12 protein-coding genes and 1 pseudogene are annotated in these 14,230 nt (G+C 68.6%); 9 read left to right on the top strand and 4 right to left on the bottom strand.

All coding sequences use genetic code 11. From position 1 onward, the window contains the following. Positions 1–221 precede the first annotated feature (221 nt). The 3 genes from OO63_RS35160 to OO63_RS35150 all read right to left on the bottom strand — a co-directional run bounded on the left by OO63_RS35160 (position 222) and on the right by OO63_RS35150 (position 3,365). Complete coding sequence (locus OO63_RS35160) at positions 222–1,616, bottom strand: alpha/beta hydrolase family protein (RefSeq protein WP_157854120.1); 1,395 nt, start codon at positions 1,614–1,616, stop codon at positions 222–224. A gap of 254 nt (positions 1,617–1,870) precedes the next feature. Beyond that, positions 1,871–2,482: a dihydrofolate reductase family protein gene (locus OO63_RS35155; protein WP_030363154.1), complete on the bottom strand. Its 612-nt coding sequence runs from the start codon at positions 2,480–2,482 to the stop codon at positions 1,871–1,873. A gap of 337 nt (positions 2,483–2,819) precedes the next feature. Continuing rightward, positions 2,820–3,365: a dihydrofolate reductase family protein gene (locus OO63_RS35150; protein ID WP_030363153.1), complete on the bottom strand. Its 546-nt coding sequence runs from the start codon at positions 3,363–3,365 to the stop codon at positions 2,820–2,822. Positions 3,366–3,551: 186 nt separating this feature from the next. Here OO63_RS35150 and OO63_RS35145 point away from each other — a divergent pair, with 186 nt between their 5' ends. The 4 genes from OO63_RS35145 to OO63_RS47150 all read left to right on the top strand — a co-directional run bounded on the left by OO63_RS35145 (position 3,552) and on the right by OO63_RS47150 (position 8,693). Further along, positions 3,552–4,517 carry a LysR family transcriptional regulator gene (locus OO63_RS35145; RefSeq protein ID WP_078619555.1) on the top strand — a complete coding sequence of 322 codons (966 nt, stop codon included), beginning with the start codon at positions 3,552–3,554 and terminating at the stop codon, positions 4,515–4,517. Positions 4,518–4,538: 21 nt separating this feature from the next. Next, positions 4,539–5,405 carry an NAD-dependent epimerase/dehydratase family protein gene (locus OO63_RS35140; protein WP_346009350.1) on the top strand — a complete coding sequence of 289 codons (867 nt, stop codon included), beginning with the start codon at positions 4,539–4,541 and terminating at the stop codon, positions 5,403–5,405. Positions 5,406–5,931: 526 nt separating this feature from the next. Beyond that, positions 5,932–7,410: an MFS transporter gene (locus OO63_RS35135; protein WP_030363150.1), complete on the top strand. Its 1,479-nt coding sequence runs from the start codon at positions 5,932–5,934 to the stop codon at positions 7,408–7,410. Between the two features lie 500 nt (positions 7,411–7,910). Beyond that, positions 7,911–8,693, top strand: a complete 783-nt coding sequence (locus tag OO63_RS47150; RefSeq protein WP_030363149.1) for a hypothetical protein — start codon at positions 7,911–7,913, stop codon at positions 8,691–8,693. A gap of 65 nt (positions 8,694–8,758) precedes the next feature. Here OO63_RS47150 and OO63_RS47850 read toward each other — a convergent pair. Next, a pseudogene (locus tag OO63_RS47850) lies at positions 8,759–9,064 on the bottom strand (transposase); the annotation flags it as partial. A 420-nt stretch (positions 9,065–9,484) separates the two neighbouring features. Between OO63_RS47850 and OO63_RS45735 the strand changes: the two are divergent. From OO63_RS45735 to OO63_RS41780, 5 genes are all read left to right on the top strand, one after another. Next, positions 9,485–9,805: a CU044_2847 family protein gene (locus tag OO63_RS45735; protein ID WP_157854118.1), complete on the top strand. Its 321-nt coding sequence runs from the start codon at positions 9,485–9,487 to the stop codon at positions 9,803–9,805. A gap of 23 nt (positions 9,806–9,828) precedes the next feature. Beyond that, entirely contained in the window at positions 9,829–12,960 is a 3,132-nt protein-coding gene (locus tag OO63_RS35110) for a trypsin-like peptidase domain-containing protein (protein ID WP_078619554.1), read from the top strand. Next, the gene (locus tag OO63_RS35105; RefSeq protein ID WP_157854116.1) at positions 12,957–13,184 is read left to right on the top strand and encodes a hypothetical protein; all 228 of its coding nucleotides are present in this window, start codon (positions 12,957–12,959) and stop codon (positions 13,182–13,184) included. Before OO63_RS35110 ends, OO63_RS35105 begins: the two co-directional genes overlap by 4 nt. A gap of 67 nt (positions 13,185–13,251) precedes the next feature. Next, positions 13,252–13,557 (top strand): transposase, encoded by a 306-nt coding sequence (locus OO63_RS35100; protein WP_234311446.1) that lies wholly within the window; start codon positions 13,252–13,254, stop codon positions 13,555–13,557. Positions 13,558–13,593: 36 nt separating this feature from the next. Beyond that, positions 13,594–14,139: an IS3 family transposase gene (locus tag OO63_RS41780; protein ID WP_078619553.1), complete on the top strand. Its 546-nt coding sequence runs from the start codon at positions 13,594–13,596 to the stop codon at positions 14,137–14,139. Positions 14,140–14,230: the final 91 nt, after the last annotated feature.

Raw genomic sequence — 14,230 nt, 5'->3', positions numbered from 1 at the left:
CCTGGCAGGCGGGGCCGACGAGGTAGGCGACCAGGCGCCGGGCACCCGGCCGGTCCTCACGGGCCACCACCGCCACGTCCCCCACCCCCGGACGGCCGGGTCGTGGTCTGGCTCGCCGCACAGCGCGCCTCCGGCCACGGCGAGCGCTCCAGCGGCCTCGGCTTCGACCTGTTGACCGACACCTCGGCCGCGCAGGACCGGTCGGCCAGGCGGTGATGCCGTCAGCGGGAGGGGCGGGGGAAGCGTGCCGGGGTGAACCGGGTGAAGGCGGGCGGCACGGTCTTCTTCTCGAACGTCGCCAAGTCAAGGACCTGCTGGAGCTCCGGCTGATGGCGGCCGACAGACCGGTTCAGTGTCCGCGGGTCGGTGCTGGGCCAGCGGTCGGTGTCGGCCTTGGCCAGCAGGGTCTCCAGCGCGGTGATCTCGTCGGCCGCGCTGAACGCGCAGTGCGAGCCGCGGTTCACGTACATCTGGCGCAGGCTGGCCGGCTCGCCGTTGCGGCGGACCTGGTCGGCGTACCAGCCGGTCTGGTCGGAGACCGCGCCGCCGTCCTGGGTGTTGTGGAGCGTCACCACGGGCTGCGGAGTCGTCCCTCGCGCGATGGTGTACCGCTTCATGTAGTCGACGGCCCTGGTGTCCGCCGTGATCCGGGCACCGGCGTTCAGCTTGGCCACGTCCGCGGCCAGGGCGGCGCCGGGCGACCCGGCGGCACGGTACGCCTTGCTGACCAGGTCCTTCTGCGCCGAACCGGCGAGCTGCCGCCCGTAGTCGACGCCTGTGTTGGAGGACGGGTTGCCGCCAGCCCGGCGTTCCAGGTCGACCCGGCCGAGCGGGCCGGTGCCCGCGACGTACGCGTTGCGCAGCCACTGTGCCTGCGCCCGCACGCGGTCCGCGGTCTTCTTAGGCCGGGACTCGTGCGCGGAGTACCACCCGGGGATGTTGCCCAGCGCGCCGACGAGGGCGAGGCGCGCCCTGCCGTGCTCGGTCTCCAGGGCGCGGTCGATCGCCGCCACGAGGACCTTGACGCTGCGCTCTGGATCGCGTGGCCGCACCAGGTCGATGTCCTGGTCCGATTCGGGTACCAGGAGCGTCTTGAGCGCGTAGGTCATGTCCAGCGTGGTGTTCCAGGTCCCGTTGCCGTCGTACTCCGCGCACATCGCCAGGACACCGTCGAACCGGCCCGGGTGCCGCTCCCCCAACAGGGTGGCGATGGTCCCGCCCATCGACTGGCCGGTGCTGATGGTGCGCCTGGGGCGACCGACGTTCTGGTCGAACCAGTCCCGCAGCGCGAGCTGGTCGGTCAGAGCGTCCGCCACCGCGTACCCGTGCGTGCCCTTGTAGTCGGACGCCGCCAGGGCGAACCCCTTTGACAGCAGAGCCTCTTCGGCCTCTTCGCTGTTGGTCAGGGCGATCTTCTCCGGGCCCCAGCCCGCGGGATAGTAGCCGTGGCTGTACAGCAGCAGCGTCCCGTTCCAGCGCTTCGGGACTTCCACGCGGTACTTCGCCCCGTCGATCTCCCCCGTGTACGACCGACGCTCGCCGACCGTGTCGGCCGCTTCGGCGGCCCCCGCGGTGCCGGTCCCGAGCATCGAGCCTGCCAGCAGCACGGCAGTCACGACGACGCTTCCCCCTCGTCTCCTCGTCAGGATCATCAGGAGTGTTCCTTTCATCATTCAACGTTTGGCGTATACAGGGACAGACCCTCGACAGACGGTGAACTCATCGGGGTCCGGGGCGTTTTCACGTTCTCTTCGAACCTCAGGGCCACCACCGCAGGGGGCGCTCGGCCCGTGTGCGGTGGTCGGCGTACGAGCGCCGACCGCCGCACGGGAAGAGCCCCGAGGGTGCCGTGGTGGGTGCCGCGCGTCGGTTACGCGGCGGTCGCCGCAGAGGCCTTGGGCCGGTAGGTGCACACATGCACGCCGGTGCCGCTGGTGACCGTTGAGGCCAGCTCGAAGGAGCGCAGGACGCCGTCCACCGGGTAGATCGACTTCCCGCCGCCGAGGATCACCGGCATGATCATGAGCCGGAGCTCGTCGACCAGGCCCTCGGCCAGCAAGGTCCGGGACAGCGACGCGCTGCCCAGCACGGTCAGGTCACCGCCTTCGGTCTCGCGCAGCTTCTTGATCCGGTCGACGGCCTGGTCGCCCGGGATGAGCGAAGAGTTGTTCCAGGCCGTCACGTCGTTCTCCCCGAGGGTGCTGGACACGACGTACTTGGCGACGCTGTTCATGTGGTCGGCGAACGGGTCGCCTGCCCGGCCGGGCCAGGCCGCGGCCATGACCTGCCAGGTGCGGCGTCCGTACAGCATGGCCTCGGTGCCCTTGGACCAGTCGGCCAGGGCGGGGCCCATGACCTCCGGGTCGAAGAACGGGTGGGACCAGCCGCCGTGGGCGAAGCCGCCGTCGCCGTCCTCGTCCGGGTGCCCCGGGGCCTGCACGACGCCGTCGAGGCTGATGAACTCGCCGATGGTGATACGCATGAGTGACTCGCTTTCCTGTAGGTCGGATTCGTACGGAACGCCGCGCAGCGGAGTGCCGCGAAGCGGAGTGCTAGGAGCCACGGGTGTCGCGGGTGTCGGGAAGCCGCAGCGGCTTCGGCTGGCCCGCGTCGATCGCCGAGGGGCTGACGAACAGGTGGACCTCGGCGATCGGTTCGCGGTCGAGGAGGGTGGCCGTCGACGGTCGTTCGGATCTGAAGCTGCAACTTGCGCAGGGCGAAGCCCCTTTCGTGTTGCGTGGGTGTGATGGCCTTGTGGTGAGAGGTGGGAGTCCGGCGCGGTGGGCGGCGGTGCGAGCCCCACTGCGGCACCGGGGGGGTCAGGTCCGTGCCGGTACCCGGTACTCCAGGGCGACAGCGCCGGAGGGGAACAGCGACGTGCCGGTGAGGGTCCACGTGCTCGGGGCGCCGCCCTGCGGGAACAGGCGCCGCCCGGTACCCGCGGTCTCCGGATGGACACACAGCTTGAGCACGTCGACCAGACCGAGCCGGACCAACTGCCCCACGAGTTCGACCCCGCCCAGCACCAGCAGGTCCTGGCCCGGTTCGCGCCGCAGCTTCGCGACGTGCTCGGCGAGCCGACCGGGGATCAGCACGCCGTTCCACGGCACGTGGTCAAGGGTCGTGGACACTACGTACTTCGGCGCTGTGTCCACCAGCCTGGTGTATTCCTCCGCCGCGTCCCGTAAGGGCCAGGCCTCGGCCATCTCTTGGAACGTCACCCGCCCCAGCAGCAGCGCCCGGCTCGCGGCGATCTGGCCGAGCTGGTACTTCTCGTGCTCGTCGTACCGCGACGGCCGGGCCCAGGACGGGTTCGCGACCACGCCGTCGAGAAGGACATGCATCAGGACGACGACTTCACTCATGTGCGGGGCTCCGATCGATACGACGGGACACCGGCGTCCGGCACAGCCCTGGCCAGGAGGAAGGCCCGTCGAACGCCGCACCGCCAGAGTGCGTGATCCATGGTTGAGCCAACAAGATCGGAGAGTGGCATGCTCCGTTGAGCGGTGCTAAACGCTGGGGGGCGGCACCACGCACAGGGGGTGGCGATGCTTGAGCGACTGGAGCTGGAAGCGTTCCTGACACTGGCCGAGGAGCTCCACTTCGGGCGTACGGCCGAGCGTCTGCATGTGACGACGGGCCGGGTCAGCCAGACCATCCAGAAGCTGGAGCGCCGCGTCGGTGCCCCGCTCTTCGAACGCAACAGCCGCAAGGTGACCCTCACCGAGGTCGGACGCCAGCTGCGTGACGACCTGTTGCCCGCCTACGAGCAGATCAGCGCTGGGCTCGCACAGGCCATCGCGGTGAGCCGTGGGGCGCTCGTCAGGGGGATGGTGCGGGTCGGCTGGTCCGGGGCGTGGTGCGGGAACCTCATGGTCCAGGCGGCGGACCGGTTCCGCGTGCGCCACCCGCACTGCGACGTCGAGATCGTGGAAGTGCAGTTGTGCGACCCGCTCGGAGGGATGCGGGCGGGCACCATCGACCTCCAGCTCACCGAATTCCCCATCCGCGAACCGGACATCACGATCGGACCACTGCTCTTCGCGGAGCCGCGGGCGCTCATGGTTCCGGCGAACCACCCCTTCGCACGACGGGAATCGGTGTCGCTCGAGGACCTTGCCGACGCGACCCTGGTCACCCTCAACGACGCGCACATACCGCGCTACTGGATGGACCGCTACTTCCCCCGCAAGACCCCGTCCGGCCGCAGGATCCCGCAGGGCCCGGCGACCAACTTCTGGCCCGAGGTCCTCGTGCACATCGCCAACGGCGTCGGAGTGAGCACGGTCTCGCTGCGGGCGGAGAACTTCCACCAGCGGCCCGGCATGGTCTTCGTACCGTTCCACGACGCCCCGCCCATCGAGTACGGACTCATGTGGCCCACCGCGGGAACGAACCCCCTGACCGGCCCGTTCCTGGACATCGTGAACGAGATCGCCCGCCCGATACGCGGCGCGCCCCACACTCCCGAGGAGCTGCCGCAACCGGACACGACCGGCAGGCCGCTCGGCTGACGTACAGGATGCGCACAACCAATGGTTGTGTCTGGCGGGGTGCAGGGTTGTTTGATCGAGTGTTCTGCGCAGTGGTGGGATCAGCACATGTCTACACGCACAGAGCAGGTCATGTGTGTCCAGACGCCTGAGTTCACGCGTCATGCGGAGCGCTCCGAGCACCCAGCAGGTTCCATCCAACGTAGGGCACACGACTGGTTGCAACCGACTTTCAGGCCTCGGCTCTTGTATGCCTCATGCGCCTCATCGCCCGTCAGCAGCCCAAGCTGCACCTCCGGAGTCGACGAGGACTCGCCGCTGGCGCCGCAGAGCCCCTACGCGCGGACCAAGGCCGTGTGTGAGGAGATGTTCGCCGACATTGCCGTGGTGGGGCCGCGCGTTTTGTCTCTGCGATATTTCAACCCGATCGGGGCCGACCCGAAGCTGCGTACCGGGCTCCAGCTCAAGCGGCCCAGTCATACCCTGGGTGTGCTCATCCAGGCACACGAGGAAGGCCGTCCGTTCCCGGTAACGGGGACGGACGGCCTGACACGCGATGGTTCGGGCATCCGGGACTACGTGCATGTCTGGGATCTCACCGCGGCCCACATCGCAGCGATCGAGCGTTTTGACTCCATCCTCGTGGGGACGAAGCGCTCGATCGCGATCAACTTGGGCACCGGTTCGGGAACCACGGTTCGGGAGTTGTGCGCCGCGTTCAACGACGTCGTCAGCACGCCCCTGGTAACCATCGACACCGATCGACGGCCCGGTGACGTCACCGGGAGCTACACGAAGAGCGACCGGGCAGCCGAGCTGCTGGGGTGGACACCGAAGCTGTCCCTGGAGGACGGCATCCGGTCCGCTCTGGACTGGATGCCGGTGCGCGACAAGCTGTTGAAGGACTGAAGGCTGACGCAGGGGGCGTGCGTTGATGCTTGAGCTGCCGCTTCTCCGGTGAACCGGCGGCCGGTGGAGCGGCTCCGGGCATCACGCACTGACATGCCTGGAGCCTGCTCGGATATCAGCCGGCCGCGGCCTTCTCGGCTGGGCACGGCGCGATCTTTGCTTGTCGAAGCGTGAGGAGGCTCGTACCCAGGCGCCGGGTAATTCCGTTTGCGTCCCCGGCCGGCTGACCTAGTCTGTCGGAGGTCATGTGCGGCGGGGCCCCTGCCGCAGCTTTCGGCGCGTTCGGCGTCGATGCGTACCGCGTGCCCGGCCGGGAGGAGGTGGGAAACATGGACTGGAACTGGACAACGAGTGTTGCGGCCATAGTTGCCCCCGGCCGTGTGCCCCCGTTCGGCGCGCGGTAGGACTCACCCCCCCTTGCGGCACCTCATGGTGGTGTCCGCTGCTCTCGCGATCCCTTGTGTCGCGTCCCGGGGTGTAGGACCGCGCGTCTGCTCCTACACCTCCGACACAGAATGTGATCGCCTTGACCAAGAAGTCCTCCCCCGGGGACACCGTGCCCACGCCGGTCCCCCACACCACCGCGAACGCGGCCGAGTTGCCCGATCCGAAGCGGTGGTGGGCCCTCGCCGTCATCGCAGGCGCCCAGCTCATGGTGATTCTCGACGGCACGATCGTGAACATCGCCCTGCCCTCCGTCCAGAACGGACTGGGCATGTCGGATGCGAACCGGCAGTGGGTGATCACCGCATACTCCCTGGCCTTCGGCGGCCTGCTCCTCCTCGGCGGCCGGATCGCCGACCTGGCCGGCCGCAAACGCACCTTCATGATCGGCCTGGTCGGATTCGCCGCCGCCTCCGCGCTCGGCGGCGCGGCCGACGGCCCCGGGACGCTGTTCGCGGCGCGGGCATTGCAAGGGGCCTGCGCGGCCGTCCTGGCCCCCTCCGCACTGTCACTGCTGACGACGACGTTCACCGACCCCGCCGAGCGCGGCAGAGCGTTCGGAATCTACGGCGCGCTCGCCGGAGGCGGCAGCGCCATCGGGCTGCTGGTGGGCGGCCTGCTCACCGAGTACACGACCTGGCGCTGGTGCCTGTACGTCAACGTCCCCATCGCGCTGGCCGCCCTCGGCGGTGCGCTGGTCCTCCTCGAGGACAGCCCCGGCCGGCGCGGGGTGCGCCTCGACGTCCCGGGCGCGCTGCTCGCCTCCGGCGGGCTCGTGGCGATCGTGTACGGCTCCAACGACGCCGAATCCGCCGGCTGGGCCGACCCGTTGGTCCTGACCCTGTTCGCGGCCGGTGTGGTCCTGCTCGCCGTCTTCGTGTGGTGGCAGTCCCACGCCAAGCATCCGATGCTGCCGCTGCACATCGTCAGGGACAGAACCCGTGCGGCGGCGCTCGCGACGATGGGCCTGGCCACCGTCGCCATGTTCGGCGCCTTCCTGTTCCTGACCTACTACCTCCAGACCATCCTCGACTACTCACCCGCACGGACCGGACTGGCGTTCCTGCCGATGTCCATCACGATCGTCATCGGTGCGACGCAGATCGCCGCCCGGCTCCTGCCCCACACCGCCCCCCGTAACCTGATGGCCCCCGGCATGCTCCTCGCGGCCGTCGGCATGCTGCTCCTGACCCGCCTGAGCATGAACTCCGCCTACACCACCGGGGTGCTGCCCGCGCTGGTACTGCTCGGCCTGGGCATGGGACTGACGTTCATGCCGGTCTACGCGACGGCAACCGCTGGGGTCGCCCCGAAGGACGCCGGAGTGACGTCTGCGACCGTCTCCACCTTCCAGCAGATCGGCGGCTCCCTGGGCACCGTCCTGCTGAACACGATCGCGTCGTCCGCCGCCACCCGCCACATCGACGCCCACCCGTCCCCGAGCCGGGAGCTGGGGGCGGGTATGGTGCACGGCTTCACCGTCGCGGCCTGGTGGTCGGCGGGCGTCCTGCTCCTGGCAGCGCTGGTCGCGGCCATGGCCAGGACGCCTGAGAAACCCTGACGAAGTAATCTCCGAGGTCGTCGGACCACTCCGAACCGGATGATGTTCCACGGCATCCCGCTCGCGCTCCACACCAAGATCGTCCGGGAGCACCTGCCGCAGGACTCGGTGTCGGCTCCGGCATGACCTGCTGACGCCGCTTGGCGTGGTCCGAGTGGGCCGACGCGGGAGTGTGGCCCCGGCTGCACGAGGTCCTTCTCGCCGAGCTCCGCAGCGCGAAAGCCCCGGACTTCCCCCGGGACGCGGTCGACGGCTCTCCCGCCCCCGCGTTGAAGGGCGAGCCAGGACCGGACGAAGTCCCGTCGACCGGGGCAGGACGGAATGCAAGCATCACCTGATGTGCCCAGCACCATATCGGCGGCTTTCAGGTGAGGAGCCAAGGTGAGCAGGTCTGTCCCACCCCCGAGCGCAGGGTGAGGAAGTTCAAGGCTGTGGCGGATATTTCGTGACGATCACGGTGCCGTCCGACATAGGGGTGGTGGCCGCGTAGGGTCAGCGGCATGGCTGACAGGTTCGACGTAGCTGAGGCACTGGCCGGTGAATGCGCGACACGGGCGGATGCATGGGCATTCATCCAGGGGTTTGCTGCCGTCTGGTCCACTCCGTTGTCGCCGACCGATGGGTTCTCACCGGCTGATGTGCAGCGGGCTGAGGACCGCCTCGACCTCCGCCTCCCAGCCGCTCTCAAGGAAGCGTATGCGTTGTTCGGTCGACGGCGTGACCTGGTCGCCCAGCAGAATCCGTTGCTGGAGCCTGATGAACTGCTGCTCGACCCTTCCGGCGAACTGCTGCTGTTCCGCAGCGAGAATCAGGGCTGCGCCGGGTGGGGTGTGGCCCTCTCCGACCTTTCCCGTGAGGACCCGCCGGTCGCCCTGTTCGCTGATCGCCTGCCTGCTTCCAGCCGCCTTCACTTCCTGGACCGCCTGTCGCTGGCCTGCGTGGAGACCGTCCTGAGCGAAGCCGCCATGGCCAGCTGGACCGAGAGCCGTACCTGTCAGGCAACGCCCGAGGCGGTTGCCTGCCTGGAGGAGAAGTTCGCTCCGGTTGCTATGCCGCTGTATCCGGCGTGGTTCGAGCCAATGGGGCAGCTCGTTCGTTGGTTCTCTGCCTCTGGTCTGCTGCTCTGCTTGGAGCCCGGCTTGGAGGGGATGGATCTGGTCGTGACCGGCAGGACGACGGCTGATGTCCAACGTGCGGTTGAGGCCATTCCCGGAGCCTGGTCGCCCGCAGTGCCGGCGGTCACCAAGGCGGTCGACGAGCGCGAGTGGGTTCTGCCGTTCTGACGCTGACGGCGGCTGAGCGAGGACCAGCGTCCGCAGGCGAGCAAATGAGGCCCGCGCTTGATCAGCTCGATACGTGTGAGTTGGCCTTCGACGGCGCCGGAGCTCCAGGGCAGGGTGAGGCCGTTGACGACGGCGTCCCAGTCGTTTTGGAGGAACGCGGCGAAGCCCTGGACCGGCGGTGGCCCTTGGCCGAGGGCACGCGTTATCCAGTGGGTGAGGTCCTGGTCTCGCGGTTCGCGGGCGATGGTGCTGAACTCGTGGGCGAGGTCACAGGCGGTGGCCAGGTCAGGGCAGGCCTCCAAGATGCGGTTGAGCTGGTCGCGCTGGCGGTCGGTCAGGGTGTCGGGGTGGCGCATGACCCAGGTGGTGATGCGGCGAGGGCTGGGGATTGGCCGCGTTGGTTCGGGGGTGGCGGTGCCGGCGCGTCAGGGCGAACGGCGCATCGTCGAACTCGCCGATCTGCGCGGCGAACTGGCCGCCACGATGCGGACCCGGGGCGAGGTGGGCACCGCCCCCGCGGATACGCGCCGGGGGACCTGGGAGGACGTCCACCTCCGAGACGAGACCGGCGAGCAAGGAGCGGCTGCGGCTGCGTCAGTACCGGATCAGCAAGTTGGGGAAGGGAAAAGGACCAGCAAACAAGCGGGCAGTTGACGCTCCGTCTGGACAAGGCGTCGAGTTGCTGGTGGACCCCGGCGAAGGGAAACTGGAAATTCCGTAACCCTGTTCACCGCGCGCCGCTTTGTTGGTAAAACCGAGCCAGGCTGGAGACACAGAGGAGCGAGGTGCCCATGACCTCAATCGGCGAAGTTGATTCCGGAACAAGCGTCATTTCCTTCGAGGTCCGTGATCCTGGAGACGATGTCGTCGCCACAGGGGTCGCGGACCGTGTCATCAACACCGCAGAGCAAAGACTCGATGGAGTCCTTTCGGTGATCGGAAAGCTTGCCCGCTCATTCTCCGCGGCAGTGGAACAGACTCCCGCCGCCTCCGCCGAGCTGGAATTCTCCCTGGAGATGTCGGCGTCCGGTGACCTCTACATCGCCAGCGGCTCCGCTACCGGCGTCCTCCGTGTGGCACTCACCTTCGAACGGAAGCAGGCGTCCGACTAGATCCGCCGGAGAAGGGCCTGGCCATGGCCGGAACACCGTCGTCCCTCTTGATCGAGCGCGCCGTCCACGCTGTCGTGAAAGTCGTCGACGGCCGCACCGGAGCGGTACTCGGCACAGGGGCCCTCATCACCGCGCACGGCGATGTCCTGACCTGCCATCATGTGGTGAACGCCGTCCACGACGTACGACTGGCCAGCGGCCCGGACCTGCTGCCGACCATCCCCGGCCCACAGGACCCCGAGCGCGATCTCGCGATCATCCGATGCCCCCAACTCCCGCTCGCCCCCCTCTCTGTCGCGGACCGTCGCACCGGCTGGGAGGGAATTGAGTACTGGAGCGGCGGCTTCCATCATCAGTCGGCGCGGGTGAGCGGCGTACTGCCGACGTTCGGCCGGGTGGGGAACCGTTTGCAGGTCTCGTACGACGGACCCGCCCGCCCGGGATCGCGTGCGTACCGTGTGGATGTGGTGACCCTCAGCGGGCATCCGTACGACCCTGGGCTCAGCGGTGCCCCGGTCGTCGACGTGACGAGCGGCGCCGTACTGGGAGTCATCACCTGCCGCTTCAAGAAGGACGCCGACGTGGCCGGATTCGCCGTACTCCTCGAACCGTCCGGTGCGGACTCGGAACTCGACGAGGTGCTGCGGCGGTCGGCGGAGTCGGTACCTCGCTACGGCTCCCAGCTCAACGGTCCGGGTGCGCTGAATCTCTGTGCCCGACAGCGGGCCCTCAAGGTCGCCGTCTACACCAGGAGCTCGGTGTATCTGCCCGATCGCTTCGTCCCACGGCGCACCGCCCTGGCACGGCTGAATGCCGCGCTCCACACCCGCCGACAGGTGATCGCCGTGATCGGCCCCTCCGGGTCCGGCAAGTCGACACTGTTCGCGCACCTCGCGTCGACGGCCGAGCCCGGTCAGAGTCTCGTCCTGGTCCGCGGTGCGGATATCACGCCGGGTCAGCGTGACGTGGGCGAGCTGGTGTCCGCTGAACTGGACGAGGCGGCGGGCGAGCTGGCCCCGCCGAGCCTGTCGGCCGACGCAGTCGCCGGAGCCGCCCCACTGACCGTGCTGCTGGACGGCCTCAACGAGGCGCACTACCTACTCGGTTCCATTCACACTGCATGGTGGCGCCGGAGTCTCGACTGGGCCCACCTGACCGGGGCGACGCTGGTGTGCTCCACACGGCGCGACTCCTGGGACACGGTCAGCCACCTGCTGGGCGACGACCCGGGGTCACCGAGTGCCTCAAACGTCATCGACGTAGGCGACTTCGACAAGGAGGAATTCGAGGCGGCCTGCCACGCCTACCGGCTTCCACCATCCCTTCCCGCCACGGCGATCGACGGTTTGGGCCCGATGTCACGGCATCCACTGGTGCTGCGCCTCCTGGCCTCCTCTGGGGCGGACGGCACGGCCCATCTCGACCTCCCCACGCTCCTGGACCGGTACGTCACGGAGACGTGCGCGGAAGCGGCCAGGGCGGTGGGCAGGTCGGCCGCCTTCGTGCGGAGCCAGTTGGAGGCGGTGGTCGAGGCCGCCGCCCGGGAACGGGAGGGAAACCTGGCCTTCTCCTCCACCGACTTCTACCGGGCCTTCGGCTCCCAGTCCGAGACGGCCGAACAGCTCGTGGCGGCCAATCTGTTCACGCCCACATCCAGCGGCTACGTCATGACCTTCGACCGGGTCGGTGAGTATCTCCTCAGCCGGACCCTCTCGTTGGCCGACACGGCTGAGCAACTGCTAGGCGCGTCCCAGCCGTTGCTCAGCGCCCAGCGACTCCTCTTCCGCTCTGCGGAGGAAGCGAGGGAATCCGAGAAAGGCCGAGCGGCGGAGTCCGACGAACAGACCGAACGCTGGCTGGACGCCGTGGAGTCGGCCGCCCTCTCGGGCGATGCCGGATGCACCCGTCTCCTCTTCGACGCCTTCACCGAGGCACGACACCCGGACGCTGTCCAGGAGCGTGTGCTGCGGGTGCTGCGGCACGGCTTCGACACCTGCACGACCGTCCGGGAGCTCACCGCCTTCGAGAGGGAGATCTTCTTCGCGGGCCTGACCGACCCCGCGGTCCTCCCGGAAGCAAGGCTGGATGTATTCCGTGAATTCCTTCGAGGGGGCACGGATCACGGCTGGCGGAGGAAGGACTGGGACAACCGCCAGGGAGGACTTCCACCGAGCCATTGGAGCGAGCCGCTCGCCGCGACGCTGCGGGCGCAGCCCGAGTTGCTGATCCGGCTGGCACAGTGGCTGGATGACGGTCACATTCTGCGTAGGGCAAGCTTCGAGGGCCGGCTCGAGCCTGGTGAAGCCACCGTCGCGGACGCCACGGGTGCGCTCCTCCTCGCCCATCTCGACCTGTCTCCGGAGTCCCTGGCCACCGCACTGTTCGAGCGGGGCGACGACTCAGGGTTGTCCGTGCTGCGAATGTTCACGGGACACCGCGCTGATCTGATGCTTCCGATCCTTCGCACCTGGGCGGTCCAGGACGCGAGGCACCAGCGTGCTGTGCTGCAGTGTGTCCTCACCATGACGAGCCGTATCTCCACCGGCGAGGGGCTGGGATGGCTGCCGGTGCTCCGGTCACTGGAGCGGTCTCAGGACGACCATGTGCGCGACATGGCGATCGTACTGCTGGCCGTGTGCACTCCGGATTCCGCCCGGAGCGCCGACATACTGCAGCGCCGGTCGGCAGCTCGCGGCCGGGATCTCGACCCCCGCGCGATCGCGTACTTCGAATGGCTGCCAGCGGCCCTCGCGTTCGAGTGCCTGGACCACGATTTCCCTCCCCGCGCCCTGTCCGCCGCTCTGTACGTGCTGTTGGAGCACGCTCGCGATCCCGCCCGGGCACCCCAAGTGCTGAAGTGTGTGGACCGATGCGCTAAGCAGGACATCTCCGACCCGGACGAGCGGCGATGGTATCTCCTCAACCCTTTGCACAATGCGGTCGTACGGCTATGGAAGGCGGCTTCCGACGACGAGCGGCTCCCCCTGCCCCGGCTGGAGTGGATCACCCTCCTGATGCGGGAGGACAATCCGTACTTCCGCAGCGAACCGATCGAGTACGTCCTCCGAGAAGTTCCGAAGAGCCCCGCGGCGCGCGCACTCCAGACACAACTGCTGCGCCGCGTCGAGACCGCGGATGACGCTGACTCGCGTTGACCGTGCTGAGCAGGCTCGTCGACTCGGGGCAGGGTGCCTCACGGATGGACGTCGTGGCCGTACTGTTCGGTCTGCTTTCCCCTCAGGACAAGGAGCGTTGCGCGCTGGCCCTGGCCTGGCTCGACGAGCAGGTCGCCCGGTCGCTGTGCGACGGAGCGGAACAAATGCGCACCTTCGCGGACATGGAGACCGGCCGTCTGCTGCGCGATGCATACGGGCCCTGACCCCGGAGTTTGGACACCGGAGAGACTTGGATCTTGATGGTCCAGGAGAACGGAGTCCCCCGTGGGGATGAAGCGCTACCCCGCCGAGTTCAAGGCCGACGCAGTCGCGCTGTACCGGTCGCGTCCGGGAGTGACGATCAAGTCGGTCGCCGCCGGCCTCGGAGTGAACACCGAGACGCTGCGGAACTGGATCCGGGCCGCCGACGGGCGCCGCTCCGGCTCCCACTCCACCCCCGCGACGACATCACAGCCCGGCGGTGACGCGGTCCAGGCCGAGCTGGCCGTCACACGGAAGAGGATCCGCGAACTGGAGGAAGAACACGACATCCTTCGCAAGGCGGCCCGGTACTTCGCCGGGGAGACGCGCTGGTGAACCGCTGCCAGTTCGTCGAGGACCACCAGCGCCGATCTGGCGTCAAGCGGCTCTGCGCCATTCTCGGGATCGCCCGTTCGAGCTTCTACTGCTGGCCGCACCGCTCCCTCCAGGACGGCTCGCCAGGCCGCCGACGAACGGCTCGCCGCCCGGATACGCAAGGCCCACCGGGACTCCGCCGGCACCTACGGTGCCCCGAGGATCACCGCCGAACTCCGCGACGAGGGCGGGCCGGTGGCCAACCACAAGCGTGTCGCCCGGATCATGCGGAGCATCGGGCTCGAGGGCGTCCGTCTGCGGCGTCGGCACCGCACCACCGTCCCGGACCCGGACCCGGCCGCGGCGAAGGCCTCGGACCTGATCGGCCGCGACTTCACCGCGACCGAGGTGAACACGAAGTACGTCGGCGACATCACGTACTTGAGCGTGGGCGGCGGGAAGTTCTGCTATCTCACGACCTTCATCGACCTCTGGGCTCATCCGACACGGGCGCAGGCTGCCCAGGCGGGGCACTCTCGACAGGTTCCACGGTCTCCAACTCCACGGCGGTCAGTCACTGAGTTCTTTCAGAGTGGCCACTGATTGAGTGACGGCTGAGCCGGAGCCCGGCAGGCGTCACACAGGCAGGCCTGCTGTCGCTGTGGCCGAGGCGACGTGCGTTGGACTCGACCAG

The organism is Streptomyces alboflavus, assembly GCF_000716675.1.
Classification (GTDB): Bacteria; Actinomycetota; Actinomycetes; order Streptomycetales; family Streptomycetaceae; genus Streptomyces; species Streptomyces alboflavus.
This window is presented reverse-complemented; position numbering and strand designations above follow the sequence as displayed.